This is a genomic window from Streptomyces sp. NPDC090088, from assembly GCF_044747345.1.
Taxonomy (GTDB): domain Bacteria; phylum Actinomycetota; class Actinomycetes; order Streptomycetales; family Streptomycetaceae; genus Streptomyces.
In genome coordinates, this window is the sequence record NZ_JBIVDZ010000001.1 from 973,994 (window position 1) to 997,741 (window position 23,748).

At 70.5% G+C, this 23,748-nt stretch carries 22 protein-coding genes; 14 read left to right on the forward strand and 8 right to left on the reverse strand.

What is annotated here, in order from left to right:
* Nucleotides 1-188: 188 nt before the first annotated feature.
* The 5 genes from ACIPSJ_RS04310 (at nt 189) to ACIPSJ_RS04330 (ending at nt 5,932) form a co-directional block, all read left to right on the forward strand.
* A complete protein-coding gene (locus tag ACIPSJ_RS04310; protein WP_359208474.1) occupies nt 189-1,544 on the forward strand; it encodes an extracellular solute-binding protein in 1,356 nt (451 codons plus the stop codon).
* On the forward strand, nt 1,541-2,479 hold the full coding sequence (locus tag ACIPSJ_RS04315) for a sugar ABC transporter permease (RefSeq protein WP_359208471.1): 939 nt from the start codon (nt 1,541-1,543) through the stop codon (nt 2,477-2,479). Before ACIPSJ_RS04310 ends, ACIPSJ_RS04315 begins: the two co-directional genes overlap by 4 nt.
* Entirely contained in the window at nt 2,476-3,330 is an 855-nt protein-coding gene (locus tag ACIPSJ_RS04320; protein ID WP_359208468.1) for a carbohydrate ABC transporter permease, read from the forward strand. Before ACIPSJ_RS04315 ends, ACIPSJ_RS04320 begins: the two co-directional genes overlap by 4 nt.
* Nucleotides 3,331-3,340: 10 nt before the next feature.
* Nucleotides 3,341-4,315: an arabinan endo-1,5-alpha-L-arabinosidase gene (locus ACIPSJ_RS04325; protein ID WP_359208465.1), complete on the forward strand. Its 975-nt coding sequence runs from the start codon at nt 3,341-3,343 to the stop codon at nt 4,313-4,315.
* Between the two features lie 105 nt (nt 4,316-4,420).
* A complete protein-coding gene (locus tag ACIPSJ_RS04330; protein WP_401343274.1) occupies nt 4,421-5,932 on the forward strand; it encodes an alpha-N-arabinofuranosidase in 1,512 nt (503 codons plus the stop codon).
* Nucleotides 5,933-5,996: 64 nt separating this feature from the next.
* Here the strand turns inward: ACIPSJ_RS04330 and ACIPSJ_RS04335 are convergent, their stop codons facing one another.
* Nucleotides 5,997-9,002 (reverse strand): beta-galactosidase, encoded by a 3,006-nt coding sequence (locus ACIPSJ_RS04335; RefSeq protein WP_401343276.1) that lies wholly within the window; start codon nt 9,000-9,002, stop codon nt 5,997-5,999.
* 73 nt (nt 9,003-9,075) lie between these two features.
* Between ACIPSJ_RS04335 and ACIPSJ_RS04340 the strand changes: the two genes are divergently transcribed.
* Entirely contained in the window at nt 9,076-9,534 is a 459-nt protein-coding gene (locus ACIPSJ_RS04340) for an Rrf2 family transcriptional regulator (RefSeq protein ID WP_355710832.1), read from the forward strand.
* A 201-nt stretch (nt 9,535-9,735) separates the two neighbouring features.
* A complete protein-coding gene (locus tag ACIPSJ_RS04345) occupies nt 9,736-10,404 on the forward strand; it encodes a DUF4360 domain-containing protein (protein WP_359208455.1) in 669 nt (222 codons plus the stop codon).
* A 165-nt stretch (nt 10,405-10,569) separates the two neighbouring features.
* Here the strand turns inward: ACIPSJ_RS04345 and ACIPSJ_RS04350 are convergent, their stop codons facing one another.
* Nucleotides 10,570-11,556: a helix-turn-helix domain-containing protein gene (locus tag ACIPSJ_RS04350; RefSeq protein ID WP_359208453.1), complete on the reverse strand. Its 987-nt coding sequence runs from the start codon at nt 11,554-11,556 to the stop codon at nt 10,570-10,572.
* A 41-nt stretch (nt 11,557-11,597) separates the two neighbouring features.
* On the opposite strand from ACIPSJ_RS04350, the gene ACIPSJ_RS04355 reads away from it, so the two are divergent.
* Entirely contained in the window at nt 11,598-12,299 is a 702-nt protein-coding gene (locus ACIPSJ_RS04355) for a Type 1 glutamine amidotransferase-like domain-containing protein (protein ID WP_401343279.1), read from the forward strand.
* A 12-nt stretch (nt 12,300-12,311) separates the two neighbouring features.
* On the opposite strand, the gene ACIPSJ_RS04360 is transcribed toward ACIPSJ_RS04355, so the two are convergent.
* Together ACIPSJ_RS04360 and ACIPSJ_RS04365 are read right to left on the reverse strand one after the other, a co-directional pair.
* Complete coding sequence (locus tag ACIPSJ_RS04360) at nt 12,312-12,884, reverse strand: HutD family protein (RefSeq protein ID WP_401343281.1); 573 nt, start codon at nt 12,882-12,884, stop codon at nt 12,312-12,314.
* A gap of 56 nt (nt 12,885-12,940) precedes the next feature.
* Nucleotides 12,941-13,438, reverse strand: coding sequence for a hypothetical protein (locus ACIPSJ_RS04365; protein WP_401343283.1), 498 nt, complete (start codon nt 13,436-13,438; stop codon nt 12,941-12,943).
* A 58-nt stretch (nt 13,439-13,496) separates the two neighbouring features.
* Here ACIPSJ_RS04365 and ACIPSJ_RS04370 point away from each other — a divergent pair, with 58 nt between their 5' ends.
* A complete protein-coding gene (locus tag ACIPSJ_RS04370) occupies nt 13,497-13,988 on the forward strand; it encodes a hypothetical protein (protein ID WP_401343285.1) in 492 nt (163 codons plus the stop codon).
* Here the strand turns inward: ACIPSJ_RS04370 and ACIPSJ_RS04375 are convergent.
* Together ACIPSJ_RS04375 and ACIPSJ_RS04380 are read right to left on the reverse strand one after the other, a co-directional pair.
* Nucleotides 13,960-14,211 carry a DUF397 domain-containing protein gene (locus tag ACIPSJ_RS04375; protein WP_401343287.1) on the reverse strand — a complete coding sequence of 84 codons (252 nt, stop codon included), beginning with the start codon at nt 14,209-14,211 and terminating at the stop codon, nt 13,960-13,962. The genes ACIPSJ_RS04370 and ACIPSJ_RS04375 overlap by 29 nt on opposite strands.
* Nucleotides 14,208-15,176 carry a Scr1 family TA system antitoxin-like transcriptional regulator gene (locus tag ACIPSJ_RS04380; protein WP_401343289.1) on the reverse strand — a complete coding sequence of 323 codons (969 nt, stop codon included), beginning with the start codon at nt 15,174-15,176 and terminating at the stop codon, nt 14,208-14,210. The genes ACIPSJ_RS04375 and ACIPSJ_RS04380 overlap by 4 nt, the downstream gene beginning before the upstream one ends.
* On the opposite strand from ACIPSJ_RS04380, the gene ACIPSJ_RS04385 reads away from it, so the two are divergent.
* Nucleotides 15,160-15,624 carry an ATP-binding protein gene (locus ACIPSJ_RS04385; RefSeq protein WP_401343291.1) on the forward strand — a complete coding sequence of 155 codons (465 nt, stop codon included), beginning with the start codon at nt 15,160-15,162 and terminating at the stop codon, nt 15,622-15,624. The genes ACIPSJ_RS04380 and ACIPSJ_RS04385 overlap by 17 nt on opposite strands.
* Before the next feature lie 41 nt (nt 15,625-15,665).
* On the opposite strand, the gene ACIPSJ_RS04390 is transcribed toward ACIPSJ_RS04385, so the two are convergent.
* A complete protein-coding gene (locus ACIPSJ_RS04390) occupies nt 15,666-16,424 on the reverse strand; it encodes an intradiol ring-cleavage dioxygenase (protein WP_401343293.1) in 759 nt (252 codons plus the stop codon).
* A gap of 202 nt (nt 16,425-16,626) precedes the next feature.
* On the opposite strand from ACIPSJ_RS04390, the gene ACIPSJ_RS04395 reads away from it, so the two are divergent.
* The 4 genes from ACIPSJ_RS04395 (at nt 16,627) to ACIPSJ_RS04410 (ending at nt 21,787) form a co-directional block, all read left to right on the forward strand.
* A complete protein-coding gene (locus ACIPSJ_RS04395) occupies nt 16,627-17,589 on the forward strand; it encodes an arabinan endo-1,5-alpha-L-arabinosidase (RefSeq protein WP_359208428.1) in 963 nt (320 codons plus the stop codon).
* 146 nt (nt 17,590-17,735) lie between these two features.
* A complete protein-coding gene (locus ACIPSJ_RS04400; RefSeq protein WP_359208425.1) occupies nt 17,736-18,656 on the forward strand; it encodes a UTP--glucose-1-phosphate uridylyltransferase in 921 nt (306 codons plus the stop codon).
* Between the two features lie 311 nt (nt 18,657-18,967).
* Nucleotides 18,968-20,128, forward strand: coding sequence for a 4-hydroxybenzoate 3-monooxygenase (locus ACIPSJ_RS04405; protein WP_401343295.1), 1,161 nt, complete (start codon nt 18,968-18,970; stop codon nt 20,126-20,128).
* A 57-nt stretch (nt 20,129-20,185) separates the two neighbouring features.
* Nucleotides 20,186-21,787: a methyltransferase gene (locus ACIPSJ_RS04410; RefSeq protein ID WP_401343297.1), complete on the forward strand. Its 1,602-nt coding sequence runs from the start codon at nt 20,186-20,188 to the stop codon at nt 21,785-21,787.
* 180 nt (nt 21,788-21,967) lie between these two features.
* Here ACIPSJ_RS04410 and ACIPSJ_RS04415 read toward each other — a convergent pair whose 3' ends face one another.
* Nucleotides 21,968-23,626: a pyridoxal phosphate-dependent aminotransferase gene (locus ACIPSJ_RS04415; protein WP_401343299.1), complete on the reverse strand. Its 1,659-nt coding sequence runs from the start codon at nt 23,624-23,626 to the stop codon at nt 21,968-21,970.
* Nucleotides 23,627-23,748 lie beyond the last annotated feature (122 nt).

A 23,748-nucleotide genomic window follows, 5' to 3' on the forward strand; every position in this document is an offset into this window, starting at 1 on the left:
GCCGGTCCGAGATTACGCGTCCCGAAGTGCCCGCGTCATGGGTTCCGACGCCGGTGGTTCACATGAGAACGACTGCCCGATACAGGAAAGTCACGCCGGACCCATTGACGCGCAAGCGCTTCGATTTTACGGTCCCGTTCGAAGTTACGAGCGTAATCCGAAATGTCGAACGAGTGTAAGGGCAGGCAATGGGACGACCTGGCCTCAGTCGCAGGCAACTACTGGGCACGGCGGGAGGGCTGGCGGTGGCAGGAAGCTTCGGCTTCGCGGCCCTGGGCACCGGCGCCGACGCGCTCGCCTCCACCGCGCGCACCCGGGTGCGCTACTGGAACCTCTTCAGCGGCGGCGACGGCTCCAACATGATCGCGATGCTGGACGCCTTCCGTAAGGCACACCCGGACATCGCGGTGAAGGACTCCACCCTCCAGTGGGGCAACCCCTTCTACACCAAGCTCGCCATGGCCGCCGCCGGCAACCGCGCCCCGGACCTCGGCGTCATGCACATCGGCCGGGTCGACGGCTTCGCGCCGGGCCGCCTCCTGGACGCCTGGGACGTCGACCTGCTCGCCAAGTACGGCCTGCGCGAACAGGACTACAACCCCAGGCTGTGGCAGCGCGGCGTCATCGACGGCAAGCTCTACGCCCTCCCGCTCGACATCCACGTCCAGCTCTGCTTCTACCGCAAGGACGTGCTGAAGAAGGCCGGACTGCTCGGCGCCGACGACCGGATCGTGCCCGTCACCTCGGTCGACGACTGGTTCGGCGTCCTCAAGGAGGCCAAGAAGGCCACCAAGAAGGGCCTGCAGACCATCGGCCTGTGGATCAACGACCAGAACTTCCAGTGGTGGTTCTTCGTCGCCTTCTACACCCAGCTCGGCGGCACCTGGTTCAACGACGAGCGCACCGAGGTCACCTTCGACACCGACAAGGCCACCCAGGTCCTGGAGTTCCTGCGCCGGCACGTCAGCGAAGGCTACGCCGACCCCGCCATGGGCTCCGTCAACGCCGAACAGTTCATCAACGGCGCCCCCTTCGCCTGGGAGGGCAACTGGTCGGTGCCGGTCTACTCCGGCGCCGAGCTCGACTACGGCGCCATCCCCCTCCCGCCCGTCTTCGGCACCCGGGCCACCCACGCCGAGTCGCACTCCTTCGTACTGCCCCACCAGTCCGACCGCGGCGGCGCCACCGACGAGGCCGCCCACCAACTCGCCGCCTACGTCGTCACCCACGCCCAGCAGTGGGCGGCCGGCGGCCACATCCCCGCCTACAAGCCGACCCTGTCCACCCCCGCGTACCAGAAGCTCTACCCGCAGAACGAGTACGTGTCGGCGATGGACCACCAGGCCAACGAGCCCAAGGTCTGGTTCGCGGGCTCCACCGGCATCCTCGCCCAGCGCGTCGGCCCGATCGTCGTCTCCTCGACCGTGGGCTCGGCCAAGCCCGACGCCGCGGCCGGCCGGATGAAGAAGCAACTCGCCACGCTGCTCGCGATGAAGAACCCCATGGACGGCAAGACCGCCGCGCAGGGAGGTACGGCCGCATGACGACCGCCGAGACCGTATTCGCACCGGCCCGCACCAGAGCCGCCGCCGTCAGCGCCACCCTCCGCCGCAGACAGGGCTTCCAGCACGGCGGCTGGTTCGTGGCGCCCTTCCTCCTCCTCTTCACGCTCTTCGTCATCTGGCCGCTGCTGCGCGGTGTCTACCTCAGCCTCACCGACGCCAACATCACCGGCGCCGACGCCAACTTCGTCGGCCTCGACAACTACCGCGAGGCCCTCAAGGACCCGCTGATGTGGGACGCGCTGGGCCACAGCGCGTACTTCACCCTCCTGGTGGTCCCCTGCATCACGGTCCTCGCCTTCCTCCTCGCGATGCTCGCCCACCACATCGAGCGCGGGAAGTGGCTCTGGCGGCTCTGCTTCTTCGCCCCCTTCCTGCTCCCCTCCACCGTCGCCGGCAACCTCTGGCAGTGGCTGTTCAACCCCGGCACCGGCATGATCAACCACGTCTTCGGCGGCAACACCCCCTGGCTGACCGACAAGTCGTACGCGATGCTCGCCATCGTCATCGAGACCCTGTGGTGGACCGTCGGCTTCAGCTTCCTGCTCTACCTGGCCGCCCTCCAGTCCATCCCCGCCCACCTCTACGAGGCCGCGAAGCTGGACGGCGCCAACGCCTGGCACCGCGCCGTCCACATCACGCTCCCCATGCTCCGCAACATCACGGGCCTGGTGATCGCGCTCCAGATCCTCGCGTCCCTGCAGGTCTTCGACCAGGCCGTGGTCATGATGGACTTCGGCCCCGGCCCCGAGAGCTCCACCCGCACCTTCGTCCAGTACACCCTCGAAGAGGGCTTCACCAGCTACCGCGTGGGCTACGCCTCCGCGATCTCCATCATCTTCTTCGTGATCATCGCCGCCGTGGCCCTCGCGCGCATGTGGCTGCTGCGCAACCGCACCGAGGAGGCCACCCGATGACGACCGCCGTACCCGTGAAGCCCCGCAGGACGTGGACCCCGAGCCAGATAGTCCTCACCGCCATCGGCACAGCCGTCTCCGCGCTCTTCCTCGCCCCCCTCCTCTGGGGCCTGTTCACCTCCCTCAAGTCGGAGACCGAGGCCGTCGAGGTACCGCCGCACTGGCTCCCGAAGCACTGGACCGGCCAGGCCTGGAAGGCCCTCTTCGACACCGGCAACATCACCAACTGGTTCGTGAACTCCCTGGTCGTCTCCGTCTGCGTGACCTCCGTCGTCGTCCTGGTCAGCGCCCTCGCCGGATACGGCTTCGCCCGCACCGAGTTCCGCGGCAAGGGCGCCCTGATGGGCCTGGTCATGTCCGGCCTGATGGTCTCCCCGGCCGTCCTCGGCGTCCCGCTCTTCACCACGGTCCAGCAGATGGGGATGGTCGACACCTACTGGGGCATGATCCTTCCCCAGTGCGCCCCGGCCGCCATGGTCTACATCCTCTACAAGTTCTTCCAGGGCATCCCGCGCGAACTCGAAGAGGCCGCCTTCATCGACGGCGCGGGCCGCTGGCGGGTCTTCTTCACCATCGTCCTCCCGCTCTCCCGCCCCTCCCTCGCGGCGGTCGGCATCTTCACCTTCATCGCCTCCTGGAACAACTTCCTCTGGCCCTACATGGTGACCAACAACCCCGACCTGATGACCATGCCGAACGGCATCGCGACCGTCATGAACTCCTACGGCATCCAGTGGGCCCAGCTCATGGCCGGCGGCCTCATGGCGGGCCTCCCGCTGATCATCGTGTTCGTCTTCTTCCAGCGCCAGATCGTGGCGGGCGTGGCCCACACGGGCCTGGCCGGCCAGTAGGGAGCCGAGAGTGTCGAAGCGCTTTCCCGGACTCGCCGCCCTCCTCACGGCGGCGGCCATCGCCCTGCTCCCCACCACCGCCTCCGCCGACCCCACCTACCCCGACCCGCTCCCCCTCACCGGCCAGCAGATCATCCACGACCCCACCGTCCACCGACTCGCGTCCGGCCAGTACGTCGCCTACTCCACCGGCGGCATCATCGGCGCCCGCCTCTCCACGAACCTCCACGACTGGACCGACGCGGGCAACGCCTTCACCACACCCCCGGCCTGGTGGTACGACTACAACTCCACCGCCGACCCCTGGGCCCCCGACCTCTCCTACCGCGACGGCCGCTACTGGCTCTACTACGCGGTCTCCTCCTGGGGCACCAACCACTCCGCGATCGGCGTCGCCACCTCCCGGTCCGGCCTCCCCGGCACCTGGACCGACCACGGCCCCGCCTTCACCTCCAGCACCACCGACTCCTGGAACGCCATCGACCCGGCGATCGTCCGCGCCGACGGCAGGCTGTGGATGGCCTTCGGCTCGTACTGGACCGGCATCCGCCTGGTGGAACTGAACCCGAAGACCGGCAAGGCCCTGCCCGACGCCACCGTCGCCCACCTGGCCACCCGCCCCGACGCCCCCTACGCCGTCGAAGGCGCGTCGATCCTCCACCACGGCCGCTACTACTACCTCTTCGCCTCCTACGACGCCTGTTGCGCCGGCGTGAACTCCACCTACAAGATCAGAGTGGGCCGCTCGACGACGGTGACGGGCCCGTACACCGACAGCACGGGCACACCGATGCTGAACGGCGGCGGAGACCTGCTCCTGGCAGGCCACGGCCGCTACATCGGCACGGGCGGAGAGTCCACCTTCCGCACCCACGGCAAGACCTGGCTGGCCTACCACTACTACGACGCCGACGACAACGGAACGCCAAAGCTGGGGCTCAACCCCCTGAGCTGGACAAAAGACGGCTGGCCCAGCTTGCGTTAGGGGCGCGGGGCTGTGTCCATTTGCGGCTCCGCCGCGTGGGCGCGAGCAACCCCCGCCCACCCGCACCCGCCCACGATTGAGAACCACCACCCCCGAAAGGCGAAAATGCGCACCGCCCGCTTCACCCTCGACCCCGCCTTCACCATCGGCGAAGTCAACCCCCGCCTCTTCGGCTCCTTCGTCGAGCACCTGGGCCGCTGTGTCTACACCGGCATCTTCGAACCGACCCACCCCACGGCCGACGCCGAAGGCCTCCGCCAGGACGTCCTCGACCTCGTCCGCGAACTCGGCGTCACCACCCTCCGCTACCCCGGCGGCAACTTCGTCTCCGGCTACCGCTGGGAAGACTCCGTCGGCCCCGTCGAGGACCGCCCCCGCCGCCTCGACCTCGCCTGGCGGTCGACGGAGACCAACCGCTTCGGACTCGGCGAGTACATCTCCTTCCTGAAGAAGGTCGGCCCGCAGGCCGAGCCCATGATGGCGATCAACCTCGGCACGCGGGGCGTCGCGGAGGCCCTGGAACTCCAGGAGTACGCCAACCACCCCTCCGGCACCGCCCTCTCCGACCTCCGGGCCGCCCACGGAGACAAGGACCCCTTCGGCATCAAGGTCTGGTGCCTGGGCAACGAGATGGACGGCCCCTGGCAGACCGGCCACAAGACGGCCGAGGAGTACGGCCGTATCGCCGCCGAGACGGCCCGCGCCATGCGCCAGATGGACCCGTCCGTGGAACTGGTCGCCTGCGGTTCCTCCAGCCAGTCCATGCCGACCTTCGCCGAGTGGGAGGCGACGGTCCTCGCGGAGACGTACGACCTGGTCGACTACATCTCCCTGCACGCCTACTACGAGCCCCAGGACGGCGATCTCGACTCCTTCCTGGCCTCCGCCGTCGACATGGAGTCCTTCATCGAGAACGTGGTCGCCACCTGCGACCACGTGGGCGCCAGGCTGAAGTCCCAGAAGAAGATCAACCTCTCCTTCGACGAGTGGAACGTCTGGTACACCTCGAAGTGGCACGAGATCGAGAACTCCGACACGCGGGACTGGCCCGAGGCCCCCCGCCTGCTGGAGGACAACTACAGCGTCCTGGACGCGGTGGTCTTCGGCTCCCTCCTCATCGCCCTGCTCCGCCACGCCGACCGCGTCACGGTCGCCTGCCTGGCCCAGCTGGTCAACGTCATCGCCCCGATCCTGACCGAGCCCGGCGGCCCGGCCTGGCGCCAGACGACCTTCTTCCCCTTCGCCCAGGCCTCCCGGTACGGCAGGGGCCAGGTCCTGGACGTCCGCGTGGACTCACCGACCCACGAGACGAAGAAGTACGGCGAGACCGACCTCCTGCACGCCACAGCGGTCAGGGCCGACGACGGCACGGTCACCGTCTTCGCCGTCAACCGCAGCCGGACGGAGGCCCTGCCGCTGGAAGTGGCCTTGGGCGGACTCGGTCTGACGTCCGTGGCGGAGCACAGCGTGCTGGCGGACGAGGACCCGAACGCCCGCAACACCTTGGAGGAGCCGGAGCGGGTAACCCCTCATCCGGCCGAGGGCACATCGCTGAACGACGGCACTCTGACCGCCGTCCTCGAACCCCTTTCCTGGAATGCGATTCGACTGACCTAGGGGTCAACGCGCCCCTTCTTTTAGGGGCGCGGGGAACTGCGCGAGCAACCCCCACAACCCGCACCTAACGGCCGGGGGAGTCCACCCCCACCACCGGCACTCCTCCGGCCGCACTCCCCAGCAACTCCAGCCGTACCGACCCAGGACCGATCTCCGTCGTCCCGTCGCCGAGCACGGCGAGCGCCAACGTGTTGGCTCCCCGAGTCCGCAGGATCCCGTTCGGCAGCACGAACGTGTGCTGCGGCCCCACGTCGTTGATGTACTGCCCGAGATTCCACCCGTTCAGGAAGATCTGCACCCGGTACGCCCGCTCAGGGTCGTCCTCCAGGACCAGCCCCACCGACGCGTCGACCCCGTCCGGTACGGCCAGCCGGAACCCGGTCCGGTACCAGGTGACCCCCATCCCCTTGTCCGCGCGCGGAAGTTCGGCCGCCTCCCAGGCACCGTCCGCGAACCCGGGCAGATGCCAGCCCTCCCGTTCGCCGTACAGTCCGCCGTTGTTCTGCGGCCCGCGCACGGGGTCCGGGGCGACCGGGCCCTGGATCCGCCAACTCACCTTGGGGGAGGCCCCCTTGAAGGTCACGGCGGTCAACCCGCGTGCCGCCTTCTGGGTGTCCACGGACTTGCCGTCCATGTCGTGCTGCATCCGCCGCACCAGCACGGACAGCACATGCGACCGCTGCTCCTTCTCCTTCTCCCGCTCCTTCTTCGACTTCGGCCCGGCGACGGGGAACGCGGCCGTGGCCGTCCAGCTCCCCTGCCGGACCGTCTTCGTGTCCGGCACCGGCATCCGGTGCGACCCCAGCGGCTTGCCGTCCAGCCAGGCCATCAGCATGCCCTGGGTGCCGGTGCTGTAGGCGAGGGAGACCGACTCCAGGTCGGACAGGTCGCCGTCCACCCGCCCCCGGTACCAGACGTCTCCGTAGTGGAAGCCGTAGTCGTCGGCGAACAGCACCGGCTGCCCGTCCGGCACGGGCGTCGTGCTGAACGACGTCTTGTGGTCCGCGACCGTCCACGCGGAGTCGTCGAAGGCCACCGTCGACTCGGGGTTCTCGGCGCTCCGGCGCCAGCCGCCCAGCACCGGCAGCGCCGGCTTCGGCGCCCCCGCCATGTCCGACAGGGCCACCAGGCTCCCGGAGACGCTCACCCGCGTCGGTACCGGCTGCCCGTTCCAGGTGACCGAGGCGATCCCGCGCGGCCCCCAGACCTCCAGGCCGGTCGGGGCGACCGTGTCCCCGGTGAGCCGGACCGTCGACCCGTCGAGCTTCGCGTGGCGCAGCAGCGCCGGGCCGTAGACGAGGAGCGTGCCGGACGGGGTGTCGTACGGGAACAGCCGCAGGGACGTCGCGTCGTCGGCGAAGAGCAGCAGCAGCGGGGTGTCGGACTCGCCGCGCTCGACGAGGACCCGGGTGAGTCCGCCCTGCCCGAGCGGAGCGGTCACGTGCAGGACGCCCTGGTCGTAGACCCAGGCCGCCTCGGCGTCGAGGCGGGTGACGTACGGCTCGGCCGGGCACTCCAGCACGAGGTGGGCCATCTCGCCGTACCGGCCGGTGAACAGGGCGACGTCCTGGCGGCCGGCGGTGAGGACGAACATCGGCTGGGCGGTGGCGTACCGCAGCTTCCGCTTGCCGAGGGAGAGCCCGGTGGTGATCAGCCGGGCGTCGTGCGCCGGGACGGTGACCTCGATGTCGTCGTGTCCGTCGGCGACCACCGCCCGCACGGCGGAGGTCACCTCGCTCGCGCCGTCGTTGCGCAGCACGTAGACGTGCGCCTGGGTGTCGGGATTGGTGAGGTGGTACGCCTTGAGCCCGTCGACGTGGACGTCCGCCGCGCGGTCCAGTTTCGCGAAGTCCGGGACGCGCCGGAGGAGGTGGCCGAGCTGGTGCATCGGCGCCATCTTCGGGGTGACGTTGCGGGCCTCGTCGATGGCCGCGCCGTAGTCGTACGACGTGTAGACGACCGGCGCCGGGAGCCAGCCCCAGGTGGTGCCGCCGTACGTCATGTAGACGTTGTGGAGGGTGAGGCCGTTGGCGAGGTTGGTGAGGTAGAAGCGGCGTTCGTAGGCCGCGTCGCGGGTGCGCCGGGACTCGGCGTACCCCTTGCCGCCGAACTCGACCCCGCCCCAGGGGTCGAACCAGCCGCCCCCGAACTCGGGCACGAACCCGGGCGTGCGGGGGCTGGCGGTGGCGCCGCCCTTGAGGCCGCCGATCCCGAAGTCGCCCCAGTCCGGCGGGGTCTGGGCGGGGGAGGGGTAGCCGTCGAAGCCGTACAGCCACTTCCCGGACTCGCCGCCGGTGTCGAAGGAGCCGGGGATCCAGTAGCCGTTGCGGCCCTTGTCGTTGTGGAAGAGGGGGACGTCGATGCCGTCGGCCCGCACCTTCTTGTACAGGTGGGACATGTAGGCGGGGCCGCTCGGGTCGGCGACGTGGCCGTCGTACTCGTTCTCGATCTGGTAGAGCAGGACGGAGCCGCCGCCGTCGGTGAGCTGGTGGCGGCGGACGATGCGGTTGACGGCCGTCAGCCACTGGTCGACATGGCCGAGGTAGGTCGGGTCGGTGGTGCGGGCGGTGCCCTCGGTGGCGGTGAGCCAGCCGGGGAAGCCGCCGGCGTCGACCTCGGCGTTGATGTACGGGCCGGGACGCAGGATGACGTACAGCCCGGTCTCGGCGGCCGTGCGCAGGAACAGGTCGAGGTCGCGGACGCCGGTGAAGTCGTAGCGGCCGGGCGCGGGGGAGTGGTAGTTCCACGCCACGTAGATGCTGACCGTGTTGTAGCCGTGCGCCCGCATCTTCTCCAGCACGTCCCGCCACAGGGACGGGCTCGGGAGCCGGAAGGGGTGCAGCTCGCCGGACCAGACGACCAGCCGCCTGCCGTCGACGACGAGGGAGTAGTGGTCGTAGCCGATGGTGTGCCGCTCGCCGTCCGCGCCCGGCGGGGCGGGGGGCGGGCCGGTGGGCACGCTGCGCGCGGCGTACGCCGAGGGCGCCCCGGGGCCGCCGCTGCCGCCCAGGGCGAAACCGAGCGCGGCCGAGCCGGCGAGGGCACTGAAGGTACGTCTGCTGAGCGCCAAGGGATCCTCCCGGGCGATCTTACGGGGCGCGGGTCCGGTCATTCTGCACGGGCCGACGCCCCACAATGGACCCATGAGGATCTCGGCACGGGCGGATTACGCGGTACGGGCGGTACTGGAGCTCGCCGTACGGCAGGACGGCGGCCCGGTGAAGGCGGAGGAGATCGCCGCCACCCAGGACATTCCGCACAAGTTCCTGGAGGGCATTCTGGGTGACCTCCGGCGCGCCGGGATCGTCGACAGCCGGCGTGGCGGGGGCGGTGGCTACCGGCTGGCCCGGGAGGCCTCCGCGATCACCGTGGCCGACCTGATCCGCGCGGTGGACGGCCCGATCGTCTCCGTACGCGGCGAACGCCCGACGGGCCTGGCCTACACCGGCACCGCCCAGCCCCTGCTGCCCCTGTGGATCGCCCTGCGCGCCAACGTCCGCAAGATCCTCGAAGGCGTCACGGTGGCGGACATCGCGGCGGACGCGCTCCCGGAGCCGGTCCGCGCCCTGGCGGCGGAACCGGCGGCCTGGGAGAACCCGTGACGGTGGCGGGGCTGTGAAATCCGGTGGTGTGAATGGCCGGAGTTCGCCCTGACCGGTGCGCGTGGGGGTTCCTACGATTCGAGCGCCCCGGCCTTCACAGAAAACTCACAGGTTCTTCAAGGATGAACCAGATGAACCCTGTGGGTCGTGCGTGACGGCCGTGGGTGTCACCCCCCACTCGATCACCGAACTGGAGAAACCATGGGACCCAGGAGATTTCGACTCCTGCTCGGCGGGGCGCTCACCGCGCTGCTCGCCGCCGGGCTGCCCGCTCAGGCCCGTGCCTCCTCGTCGCCCGTGTTCGACGACCCGCCGCCGGACAAGATCGTGATCAACATAGCCACGGTCAACGGCTCCGGGTGCCCGGCGGGCACCACCGCCGTCGCCGTCTCCGAGGACAACACCGCCTTCACCGTCACCTACAGCGCCTACCTCGCGCAGGCCGGCGGCAACTCCGACCCCACCGCCTTCCGGCGCAACTGCCAGCTCAACCTGGTCGTGCATGTGCCGCAGGGCTTCACGTACGCCATCGCCAGCGCCGACTACCGCGGCTTCGCGTCCCTGCAGTCCGGCGCCACCGGCACCCAGCGTGCCTCGTACTACTTCCAGGGTTCGTCCAACACGGCCGCCGCCAGCCACCCCTTCAACGGCCCCTACGACGACAACTGGCAGGCCACCGACACCACCGACTGGGCCCAGCTGGTCTGGGCGCCCTGCGGGGTCCAGCGCAACTTCAACATCAACACCGAGCTGCGCGTGAACGCCGGGAGCGCCAACCCCGGCAAGGTCAGCTTCATGACCATGGACTCCACCGACGGTGACATCAGCACCGTCTACCACATGGCCTGGAAGGAGTGCCCGGCCAGGTAGACGGCGAGGGCCGGCGGCCGCGGGGTCCTCTCCGCGGGTCCGCCCGGTGCGGTCCTCCCCGCGTCCGTCAGCGCCCGCCGGCCGACGCCATCGGCCGGTGCGGCGCGTCCGGGTCGGACGGCGACGCGGGGAGGACCGCACATCCCCGCGGCCCGGCGGGACCGCTCACGCCTTGCCGGCCGCCGCGGTCCGGAACGTGTTCCGGTACGCCTGTGGGGAGACGCCGATCGCCGTGTGCAGGTGCTGGCGCAGGGAGGTGCCGGTGGCGAAGCCGACCTCGGCGGCGATGCGGTCGACGGGCAGGTCGCTGGTCTCCAGGAGGTGGCGGGCCCGGTGCACCCGCTGCTGGATCAGCCAGCGGCCCGGGCTGACGCCGGTCTCCTCCTGGAAGCGGCGCGCGAAGGTGCGCCGGCTCATCCGGGCGTGCTCGGCCAACTCCTGTAGCGCGAGCGGCCGTTCGAGGTTCTCCAGGGCCCAGGCCCGGGTGGCCGCCGTGCCGGTGGCGCCCTCGTCCGGCACCGGCTGCTCGATGTACTGCGCCTGTCCGCCGTCCCGCCACGGCGGTACGACGCACTGCCGGGCCACGCTGTTGGCGACCGCGCTGCCGTGGTCGGCGCGCACGACGTGCAGGCACACGTCGACCCCGGACGCCGCCCCCGCCGAGGTCAGTACATCGCCGTCGTCGATGAACAGCACGTCGGGGTCAAGCGCGACCTGCGGGAACATCCGCCGGAACCGGGGCGCCAGCGCCCAGTGCGTCGTCGCGGGCCGCCCGTCCAGCAGCCCGGCCGCCGCCAGCGCGAACGCCCCCGTGCAGATGGAGACGATGCGGGCCCCGGGCCGGATCCGTGCGAGCGCGGCGGCGACGGGCCCGGGCAGCTCCTGCGCGATCCGCGCCATGTCGTACGGCGGCACGACCACCGTGTCCGCGCTCTCCAGCGCCTCCGGCCCGTGCCCGACCGTGATCGTGAAGTCGGCGCTGGTCGCCACCGTACGGTCCTCGGTCGCCGCGCACGTCACCACGTCGTAGGCGCCGGGCACGCAGGGGAAGACCCGGTTCGGGATCCCCAGCTCGAACGGGTAGACCCCGTCCAGCGCGAGCACGACGATCCGGTGGGGGCGGGTGGGCAGGAAGTCGATGTCGGCGGACATGGCACGATTCTATCGCTCGCCGCCTATCCTGCCATCGAACGGTGACCCTACCCAGCGGGGGCTCGATGAAGCTGCTCCTCACCGACTCCGGTGTCAGGAACGAAAGCATTCTGGCGGCACTGGTCGATCTCCTCGGCAAACCGATCGCCGAGGCCGACGCCCTCTGCATACCGACCGCCGGGTACGGCGGCCCGTACGGGGATCCGGGCGGGCCCTGGCGTTTCATCAGCGGCCGGTCCCCCAGCCCCATGACCGGGCTGGGGTGGCGGTCGGTGGGCGTGCTGGAACTCACCGCGCTGCCCGGCATCGACAGGGAGCGCTGGGTCTCCTGGGTCCGGGCGGCGGACGCCCTGCTGGTGAACGGCGGCGACGCGCTGTACCTGTGCCACTGGATGCGGGAGTCCGGACTCGCCGACCTCTTCCCCTCGCTGCGCGACACGGTCTACGTGGGGCTCAGCGCCGGGAGCATGGCGCTGACGCCCCGTGTGGGGGAGTTCTTCGTCGGCTGGGAGCCCCCCGCCGGCGACGACAGCGCGCTGGGTGTCGTCGACTTCTCCCTCTTCCCGCACCTGGACAGCCCGGACTGCCCGGAGAACACCCTGGCCGAGGCGGAACGGTGGGCCGCCGGGATGGCGGGTCCGGCCTACGCCATCGACGCCCGGACGGCCATCAAGGTGACCGACGACGGCGGCGTCGAGGTCGTCTCCGAGGGGAACTGGAAGCTGTTCGAGCCGGGCGCGTGAACGCGGGCCCGGTCAGTGGCCGGGCCGGGCCACGAGGTCCACGATCGCCAGGACCCCGTCCACTCCGAAGCTGTCGCCGTCCCCTTCCGGGAGCAGGACCGCGTCGAGGCGGCCGAGGCGGACCGAGGCCCGCTGGAGTTCGGCCGAACCGTCCAGGACGATCGCCAGAACACGGGTCCCGGCAGCGGCCCGTACGGATGTGTCGGAGCGCACCACGCGGACCCGCGCTGTCATCCCGGCACGCCGCACCATCACGTTGAAGTCGACGATCGGCCCGTCGAGCAGCCGGCACTCCGTGACCGCGTCACCGGGGAAGGCGAACGGCTCGTACGGCGCGTCGATCACGTGCGGGATCCCGTCGACGGTGAGGGCCATGCCCGGTCCGTCTACGACGGTGATGATCCTGTCGACTCCGGGAAACGCGGAGAACGGTCCGCTGGACGCCACGTCGGCCAGGCTGACCCGCCATACGAAATCGTCCGTCCCCGCGCCCGGCGGATCAGCCGCGACCTGCGATGTCACGCCTCCACCGTTCTTCCAGGGTGCGGGCGTCCTGTCCTTGGCACGCAGGATCTGCGGTGTCACGCGGTGTCCTTCCGGTTCGTACTGTCAACAGCCGTTTCCTATTCGGGACGACCGCCTCAGAGGGGCTTGCCGAGGCGGATCCGGGTGTCGCAGCCGAGGTCCTGGTGGTGTGTGGTGGAGCCCTGCCGGTACGTGAAGCGGCAGTCGGTCAGGTCCCCGTGCACGGCTCCGGTCACCTTGACCCGCGCCTCGTAGTACTGGTCCGACTGGTCGTGCGCCGCGACCCGGACCGGACCGGTCCTGACGTCGTCCGTGGCGGCGACGGGTGACGGCCCGATGAGGTAACCGCCGGCGGCGGTGTCCACCCGGTAACCCGTGACGCGCAGCCCGGCCGGCACATGGACGATCTTCGCGTCGACGACGGTGAGCGGCTTCCCCGTCTTGTTCGACAGCGGCGGCATCGCCACCCAGTACTCGTCGCCGACCTGGGCGTGGTCGAATCCGGCGATGTCGGACCCGTGCGAACTGCCGTCCAGGGCAGTGCCCCCGCCGGAGCACGACGTGAGGAGGGCGGTCGTGAGGAGGGCGAGCAGCACCTGTCTTCGATGTCTCATGCGGCGATCATCGCACCGCCGCTGTGGGTGATGATGGGCAGGTGGCAAGGGGGGCGCAGTGGTGAATACGGTCCGGTACGCGCGGGTCTTCGGCGGTGCCGTCGCGCTCCTCGTCGGCCTGTCCGGGTGCGCGGGGAGCGCGGAACCCTGCGCCGGTGTCGGTGTGGTGACCCAGGTCGGCGTGTTCTTCGCGCAGGACGGCTACGACGGTCTCGCCGGCGCCTCCGTCCGGCTCTGCGCGCACGGCCGGTGCGTCGAGGACCGGATACCGGCCGAGGACGTCACGAGCGTCAATCTCCCGCTGCCGGACGACATCGGCCCCGACCTCGGTACCGTCCGCTTCCGGGTCACCCGCAAGGGCAGCACCAAGCCCTTCATCGACGCGTCCACCGACAAGAGGCTCAGTCACCAGTCCGACGGCTGTGGCGGCGGCGCCTACAACGGGGCACTCGCCTTCACCAAGGAGGGCGGCCTGACCGCCACGGTTCCCAAGAGCGTGTCGGATGCCTGGATCAAACAGGTCAGGACAGCCGCTTCCCGGCGTGCGTGAGGAAGTCGGCCCACGTGGCGGGGGAGAGGGTCAGCTGGGGGCCCTGCGGGTTCTTCGAGTCGCGGACGTGGATGGTGGCGGGGCAGGCGGCCACTTCGACGCAGTCGCCGTCTCCGCTGCTGCTGTAGCTCGACTTGTGCCAGGAGAGGGCGACTTCGATGCAGTCGTCGCCGGAAGCGCTGCTGTAGCTGCTCTTGAACCACGCCAGGTCGGATGTGCTCATAGGTCCCCTCGCATCCGTTGCAACAGGCTCACGGAGTCCTGGATGGTGAGAGCCTGCGAACGCATCCTGGCATACCGCCTCTGGAGAACGCTGACCACTTTCGGGTCGGTGATCAACTGACCGCTTTCCTGGCCCTCGTTGTAGGCGTACCACCTGTTCTCGGGGGTTTCCAGCAGGCGGATCGGACCTTGTAGGCCCGAGTGCGACTCCTGGACGAGAGGCATGACCTGGATCTCGACGTTCCGGAGCCCGGCGACCTCCAGGACGTGGTCGATGAGATCTCGTGTGACTTCCAGGCCCCCTGTGCGTCGGAGGAACAGGTGCTCTTCCAGGATGAAGCTGAAGGCGGTGTTCGCCCGTTCCCGCAGCAGCTTCTGGCGTTCCGCTCGCGCAGCCCACCGCTCCTCGATCTCCGTGTCGTCCAGGGGTGGTAGCTGAGCCGCGGACAGCGCATCCACGTAGGCCTTCGTCTGGAGAAGTCCCGGCAGCATGCGGCTCTCGTACGTGTACAGCGTGATCGCCGTAGCCTCCATCCGTGCCCACCGCCGGAACCAAGCCGCCAACCCCGGCTGCCGAGCCACATACCCCGCCGCCCGCCGTAAGGCCCCCGTGTTGCCGAGGGCCTGCTCCGCCGCCTCGACGAAGGACTCGTCCGGCATGCGGCGGCCCAGCTCCACCGATGCCACCGTGTGTTTGGAGAACCGCACCCGCTCCCCGAACTCCTCGCGGCTCAGCCCCGCATGCTCCCGCAGTGCCTGGACCACCGCCCCGAAAGTCCGCAGACTGTCCGACGACTCCGGCTCGACTCCATCGCCCACGTAGGCCACCTCCCGCCCCTCATGGTGACGGCCCGTGACCAGTACGGTCCAGTCGGTGACCGTGTACGCGCCGTCGGCGTACGCGGCGATGACCTGGAGAAGTGCCCGTTCCGGGGGCCAGATTGGGGGCATGGACGCTCCCCCCACCGCGGTCACCGTCAGTCGAACACTGGCCCAGCGACTCAGTGCCACCCCGCGGGGTGCCCGGCTCGCCCGGCATCTCGCCGTCGCCCAACTGCACGCGTGGGGAGGGGTGTTCGCGGCGCCGGATGTCATCGACAAGGTGTCCGTGATCGTCGCGGAGCTGGCCGCGAACGCGGTGACGCACGGGCGGGTGCCGGGGCGGGACTTCGAGTTGCGGGTGTCGGTGGTGACGGGGAGCGTGCGGGTGGAGGTCACCGACACCCGGGCGGAACGGCGGCCGCCCGCACCCGGGGTCGTGGCACCGCGAGGGGTGCTGGACGACGGCGGGCGCGGGCTGGTGCTGGTGGACGCGCTGGCCGACCGCTGGGAGGTGGTGGAGCGGGACTGCGGTGGCGCACCGGGCAAGACCGTGCGGGCCGAGGTGGACCTGCCCCTCCGTCGCAGACCCTGAGGCGGGCCCCGGGGGACGCACCTTCCCCGGGGCCCGTGGCGTCAGCTGGAGACGCCGAGGGTGAGCGTGCCGGTGTAGCCGGCGGAGGCGGAGCCGGTGACGGTCATGAGACCCGAGGAGGCGCCTCCGTCGTCGTAGATCCCGTCCTGGGCGAGCGTGGTGCGGGTGACCGTGTTGGTCGAGTAGGGCGAGACCGCCGCGACCGCGGTCGTGATGGTCTCGTTGATGAAGAGCTGGCCGGTGTGCAGGGTCGACCCGCCGGTGAAGGAGCCGTCGGAGGTCAGGGTGACGCCGGTGTGGACCTTCACGTGGATGTGGACGCAGCGGCCCCGGTACCAGCCCGGGTAGATCGTGGTGATGTTGGCGACGCCGCTGGAGTTGGTGAGCACGCCACCGCGCAGGAAGGTGCCGTCGTCGGCCTCGTTGTGGCCGTTGTTGCCGACGTACCCGGAATACTCGCCGAGGGCGTCGCAGTGCCAGATCTCCACCAGCGCGTTGGGGATCACCGTGCAGGCGGAGTTGACGACGGTGAGGGCGAGCTTGAGGGAGATGCCCGCCTTCCCCTCGGTGACGTCGGCCCGGACCAGCGCGCCGTCGAGGTAGTAGGGACCTTCGGTCATCTCCTCCGTGAGCGTGCAGACCGCGGCGGCGGCGGCCGGCTGGAGGTCGGGGGCGGCGGCTGCCGCGGGGGCCTCGGTCGAGACCGCTGCGCCTACGGCCAGGGCAGCGGCGGTCGTCCCGGTGGCGACGAGTACGGTACGGCGTCCGACGGAGCGGGCGCCCTCTGAGGTGTCTGTCATGGACACGGCACCGTAGGAACGGTTGCTGTTCGCAAGCTGTCAGTTGGGCAAAGTGAGCGTCAGTCAAGTCTGCTGTTGAGACAGGTGAGTTGACACGTGATCCCCGTGAGAACCGTTGACGGCAAAACGATTCGATTCTACGGTCCGTCCGAATTGGCGATCACTGTTCGACATCTCGGACAATTCACGAAGGAGGCTTCGCGTGAGCCGCACCCGCACCGCACTCCTCGCCCTCCCCGCCGCGATCCTGCTCGCCCTGGTCCCGACGAGCGCGTCGGCGTACCCCAACCCGGGCACGGTCACCGGTGACGTCGTCGTCCACGACCCGACGATGATCCGTACCTCCGCCGGCCGCTACCTGCTGTATTCCACCGGCGGCGGCCTCGCGTACAAGACGTCCACGAACCGCGTGGCCTTCACGGCGGGCTCCGACGCGTTCACCACGAAGCCGAGCTGGTGGTCGGCGTACGCGACGGAGGCGTGGGCGCCGGACATCTCGTACCACGGCGGCAAGTACCTGATGTACTACGCCGTCTCCACCTTCGGCTCCAACACCTCGGCCATCGGATTGGCCGGTTCCACAACGGGCCTGCCGGGCTCCTGGTCGGACTACGGCGTCGTCTACACCTCGACGTCCGCCAGCGACTACAACGCCATCGACCCCAACCTGTTCGTGGACGACGACGGCAAGTGGTGGCTGTCGTTCGGGAGTTGGTGGACGGGCATCAAGATGATCCGTATCGACCCGTCGACCGGGAAGCAGTACTCCGGCGACACCACCCGCTACTCCCTCGCCGCCCGCCCCACGGGCAGCAAGGCGGTCGAGGCGCCGTACGTCGTCGAACGCAACGGCTCCTACTACCTCTTCGCCTCCTACGACCTGTGCTGCCAGGGCACCAGCAGCACCTACAAGGTCAAAGTGGGGCGCGCGACCTCGGTCACCGGCCCGTACTACGACAAGAGCGGCGTCGCGATGACGAACAACGGCGGCACGGCCGTCCTTGAGTCGCACGGCACGGTCATCGGTCCCGGCGGTCAGTCGATCATGAACGACACCGACGGCGACCTGATCGTCTACCACTACTACGACGGCGGCGACAGCGGCACACCCAAGCTCGGCATCAACCTGCTGGACTGGAGCACGGGCTGGCCGGTGGCCTACTGAGGGCACCGGGCGAAGCCGGCACGTCGTTCCGGCTTCGCCCGGAAAACGGCCTGGTGACAGCTGCCGTACGACTGCCGTTTCCCGGGCGGCACAGGGCCCGTTGGTAGCGTCGGCGGACACCGTGCCGTCCGACCGAGAGAGACCTGATGTCGCCGACGATCCGCAGGGCCGTGATCCCCGCCGCCGGACTGGGCTCCCGCCTGCTGCCGCTGACCAAGGCCACGCCGAAGGAGATGCTCCCGGTCGGCGACAAACCCGTGATCGAGCACACCGTGCGCGAGCTGGTGGACTCCGGGATCACCGACATCACCATCGTCGTCTCGGGCGGCAAGAGCCTGATCCAGGACCACTTCCGGCCCAACCCCGGGCTCGTGGAGCAGCTGCGCGCCGACGGCAAGGCCGCCTACGCGGACGCCGTCGAGGAGGTCGCCGAGCTGGCCCGCAAGGGTCACATCACCTACCTCGACCAGTACGGCCCGTACGGCAACGGCACCCCCGTGCTGAACGCCGCCCGCTCCTTCGGCGACGAGCCGGTCCTGGTGCTCTGGCCGGACGACGTGTTCGTCGCCGAGGTCCCCCGCGCCCAGCAGCTGATCCGCGCCTACGAGCAGACCGGCTGCCCGGTGCTCGCCCTGCTGCCGATGGACCCCGCCGACTCCCAGCGCTACGGCGTGCCCATCGTCAAGGAGGACCTCGGCGACGGCCAGCTGCGCATCACCGGCCTGGTCGAGAAGCCCGCCCCGGCCGACGCGCCCTCCCCGTACGCGGCCATCGGCGGCTATGTCGTCACCCCCGGCATCATCGACGAACTGCGCGAACAGACCCGCCGCTGGTACGAGCACCGCACCGGCGAGGTGTACCTGACCGACGCCATCAACGCCTACGCCACCAGCCGGGCCGTGTACGGGCAGGTCATCCAGGGTCGCTGGTACGACACCGGCAACCCGGCCGACTACCTCGTCGCCCAGATGGCCTTCGCCCTCGCCCACCCCGAGTACGGGCCCGTGCTGCGCGGCCTGGTGCGCCGGCTCGACGGGGAGCAGGAGGGCACGCCGGATACGGTATGATCGTTTCAGAGCTGGTCGCCGTAACTTCCGGTGGCTGGTGCTGCGTTGGTGGTCCAAGGAAAGACGCCCCGCTTCCTGCGGGGAAATGCAGGTGCAAGGCCTGCCCGGCGCTCGATCCGGTGCCCGTCCGCGTTCTCAGCGGACGGGCACCGTGCTGTTTGGCCCGCGCCCGGGTCGGCCCCGCGCCCCCGTTATCGATCTTCGCCTCGAACAGAAACCCTTTAGGGGTAATTGATCCATTTCGGCCGCTTATATCCGAGATGTGCCTGATAGGAAACCTCCTGGTTGGAAGGCGACTCCCAGGGGCGGGCATGGCAACAGCACAGGTCGGTGTAGTGATTCTCGGCGCCGGCCCCGCGGGGCTCGTCCTCGGGAACCTCCTGCTGGAGCGCGGCATCGACTGCGTGATCCTGGAGCGCCGGAGCCGCGCGGCGGTGGAGGGCCGGGCCCGGGCCGGGTTCCTCGCGGCCCACTCGGTGCGCGTGCTCACCGAGCACGGCCTGGCGGCCGGCCTCATGGCCCGGGGAAAGACCCACACCACGTGCCTGTTCCGCAGCGACCGGGGCGAGTTCACCCTGGACTACGGCAAGCTGGGCCAGGGCGAGGCGCACACCGTCTACCCCCAGCAGGAACTGGTGCGGGACCTGGTCGCCGAGTACCTGCGGCGCGGCGGCGAGATCCGGTTCGGCGCCGAGGCCGCGGCGGTCACCGAGGGCACGGTGCGGGTGCGCGGGGACGCGGACGTCACCGGGCGGTACGTCGCCGGGTGCGACGGACACCGGGGGACCGGCCGCGCCGCGCTGACGGCCCGCGGTGTCCGCACCGCCCGCCGGGACCACGGCGTCTCCTGGCTGGCCGTGCTGGCCGCGGCCCCGCCCAGCCTGGAGGCCGTCGGATACGCCCTGCACGAGCGCGGGTTCGCCGGCCACATGGCCAGGACCGCGACCGTCACCCGGTACTACCTCCAGTGCCCGCGCGGCACCGACCCCGCCGACTGGAGCGAGGACCGGATCTGGGACGAACTGGTGACGCGGATGCGGGCCGCCGAGTTCGGGCCGCTGCGCGAGGGCGCCGTCCTGGAGAAGACGCTCGTCGACCTGCGCTCCGACGTGCTGGCGGTGCCGGGCGCCGGGCGGCTCTGGCTGGCCGGCGACGCCGCCGGGCTCATCAGCCCGTCCGCCGCCAAGGGCGCCAACCTCGCCGTCCTCCAGGCCGAGTCGCTCGCCCGCGCCCTCGAAGCGGCCCTGGCCCAGGACGACCGGACCGGCCTCGCCCGCTACGCCGCCGACTGCCTGCCCCGCGTCTGGCGGGCCCACGAGTTCTCCCACTGGATGAGCGGCCTGCTGCACGGCCCGGTGGGTGCGGACGACGAGGCCCGGTACACACGGGAGTTGCAGTACGCCCGCCTGGAAAGCCTGCGCACCTCCCGCGCCCACCAGGACTTCTTCGCCGAGAACTACACCGGCATCTGATCCCCGGGGCCCAAAGCTCCCCGGTTCTCCCTTCCCCACGATCATCAGGAACCCTTCATGAACCTCTCCGTCGTACAGCCATGTCTGACGGAAGCCGACCTGGAACGGATCGGGCACGCGGCCGACCACGTCCGCGCCCACGACACCGACCGGGTCCTCACCGACCTGCTGCCCGCGCTGACGTCCGAGGAACGGGCCGATGTCTCGCGCCACCTCGTCTACGACCACACGGCCGTCCTCGTCTTCCCCGCCACCCTCGACGGACTCTGCGACGAACTGCGGCGCGCCGGGATGGAACCGGGGGCCGTCAGGGCGAGCGTGATCGTCCGCGACCGGGTACGGCGGCGCTACGGCGCGCTCCTCGGCGACAGCCCCGTCGGGATCGTCCATGTGCCCGTCGGCGGGCGGACCGTGGAGATCTTCGCGCTGCCGGTACCGCCCGGCTCCCCGCTGGAGGCGGTCGCCGCCGACGAACGGGCCTTTGGCCACGAGTCCCACCACGCCTTCGCCGTGACCGCGCCGGGCCCGGTGATCCCGGCCGGACTGCGCACCCTGCTGACGGAACGCGGCGGAGCGGTCCCGGACGGCGGCGGCCACAACAGCCACGAGAACGTCACCGTCCTCTACTTCCGCGCCCCCGACCACCGCCGCTTCGAACTCCGCCTCCCCGGCCGCCACGAGCCCGTCCCCGACCCCACCCTCGCCCTCCTCGGCGTCATGACCGGCGCCTGGGCCACCCAGGCCGTCCGAACCATGGCCGAACTGGGCCTCGCCGACCACCTGACCGACCACCCCGGCCTCGCCACCCTCGCCGGGCGCACCGGCACCGACCCCGACGCCCTGCACCGCCTGCTCCGCTACCTCACCTCACTCGGCCTGCTGACCTCGTCCGACGGCACCTACCGCCTCACCGCCCTCGGCGAACCCCTCCGCACCGGCACCGAGTTCTCCCTGCACCCGCTCGCGCTGCTCTACGGCGGCCTGTTCTACGACTCCTTCGCCGGCCTGCCGTACGCCGTACGCACCGGGCAGGAAGCTTTCGCCCACCGCTACGGACAGCACCACTTCCCCTACTTCGCCGCCCACCCCGAACTCGGCGACCTCTTCCACCGGGCGATGGCCGCGAGCGCCGAGATGTTCACCCCGGTCCCCGACCTCCTCGACTTCTCCGCCGCACGCCGCGTCATCGACATCGGCGGCGGCAACGGCGCCCTGCTCGGCCGGGTGCTGCGCGCCCACCCCCACCTGGAGGGCGTCCTCCTCGAACGCCCGGAAGCCCTGGAGGCGGCCCGGCCGGCCCTGGCCGACCTGACCGGCCGCGTCACCTTCCTCGCCGGCGACTTCACGGAGGGCGTCCCGCCCGACGGCGACGTCTACTTCCTCTCCCGCGTCCTGCACGACTGGGACGACGACCGCTGCCGCACCATCCTCCACCGCTGCGCCGACGCCATGCGCCCGGGCGCCGAACTCCTCGTCGTGGAACGCCTGCTGCCCAGCACCACGGCAGCGGCCTGGGACATCCACATGCTGTGCAACGTGGGCGGCCGGGAACGAGAAGAGGCCCACTACGGACGCCTGCTGGAGGAGTCAGGCTTCAAACAGGCAGCCTGCCACCCCCTCCCCTTGGGAGCCTCACTGCTGCACGCCGTGCGGGTGTAGCGCCCCGTCAGGGGCGCGGGGCTGCATCGAATATGCGGCTACCGCCGCGCGGGCGCGACCGGCGACGACGCCCTTCCACGCCGTCCGGCAGAAGCGCCCCGTAAGGGGCGCGGGGAACTGCGCGACCAGCCACGGACAACCCGTACCCGGCCGCGCACGGAACCCCTACGGCGCTCGGCGTCAGCCGGCCTGTCCCATCCCCGCCGCATTGGGCCAGCTCTGGGCGTTGGGCCACCCGGTGGCCGCCGCCGGCGACAACCCGGGCGCCTGTGCGGGGGCGGTAGCCCCTCGCACCTGCGCCGCGGTCAGCCCACCTCGCGCCGGTACCCCGGGCGGGGTCGGCCCGGGCTGCGGCGCGGCCATCTGCATCTGCATCTGCATCGGCGCCGGTGCGACGGGCGGTGCCATCGGCGGCACCGGCGCCATCATCGGCTGCGGCTGCTGCATCTGCGCGGCCGCCGGCATCGGCATCCCGACCGGCTGACCGCCGACGGGGAGCGGCATGCCGACACCGGCGGCCGGGGCCGCGGCGAGCCCCGGCCCCATGGCGGGGGCCATGGCCGGTGCCATGGCGGGAGCCGCGGCCAGACCCGGGCCGGGCATCGCGCCCACGGCCTGCGCGAGCTGCATCCCGGCCCCGTTGGTCTCGCTGACCAGCCGGTCCACCGCCGCCGTACCCGAGCTGTAGCTGGTCCCATTGCCCAGCTCGGGCACGGCGGCTCCCCTCCTGGTCCCGTAGAGCACCTGTTCCATGGCGGACACCAGGCGACGTACGTCCACTTCGGGGCGCACCACGAGACGCAGGAAGCGGCTGGACGAACCGATCTTGTTGCCGCACTCGCGGACCAGGATCCGGTGCTCGGTGAGCATCCGGTCCCGGACCACGGTGCCCTCGGCGCCGACGGGAAGGCGCACGAAGAGGAAGTTGCCCTGCGAGGGGTAGACGGTCAGACCGGGCAGCGTGGCGAGCTGGCTGGCCATCTCCAGGCGGTCCTTGCGGACCTGCAGCAGGCTCTGGGCGTACTCGGCGCCGTGCTCCTTGAGCATGAAGACGACGTACTCGGCGAACGCGTTGAGGTTCCACTTCGGCAGCATCGAGCGGACCTTGCCGGCCAGCGACGGGTTGGCGACCATGTAGCCGAACCGGATGCCGTGCAGACCGAAGTTCTTGCCGAGGCTGCGCAGCACGATGACGTTCGGCCGGATCATCGCCTCCTGCACGACGCTCGGCTCCTGCTCGGCGTCGGCGAACTCCAGGAACGACTCGTCGATGACGATCAGGTCCAGGTCGGCCATGGCGTCCATGAACTGCACCAGGGCCTGCTTGTGGATGAAGCCGCCGTCGGGGTTGTTGGGATTGCAGATGACGGCGACCTTGGTGCCCCGCTTGCGGATGAAGTCGGCGTACTGCGCGAGGTCCAGGACGAAACCGTTGGACTCCTGGAGCGGGAACATGTCGACCCGCTTGCCGGTCTCCATCGGCTGGTCGGTCCAGCGGCCGAACGTGGGGACGGGGATGGCGAGGGACTCGCGGACCAGCAGGTGGTCGATCCAGGTGATCAGCTCGGTGGACCCGTTGCCCATGGCCACGGCCTGCGGCGGGAGCTGGAGGAGGTTGCACAGCTCGGCGGTGATGGTGTCGGCGCTGCTCGGGTAGAAGGTGATGATGTCCTTCAGCCGGGCGGCCATTGTTTCCATCATGGCCGGGGTGGGGAAGTAGGGGTTACAGGGGATGCAGAAGTCAACCGGCCCGGTCCCGTCGCCTCCTTCGCGCGCCAGCGCCGCCATCGACGGGCTGTGAGCACCGCTGCGGAACAACGAGGTGACGTTGCCGGCCATTGAACCTCCGTATGAGGCGGGCCCGTTGGGGACGTCCGGGCCCGTCGTCCAGGGTGGCCCGCGCGGGGGAGCACGGGCCACCCCTCAATACGGAGACAGCTGATCCTCTGTTCAACGGGTGT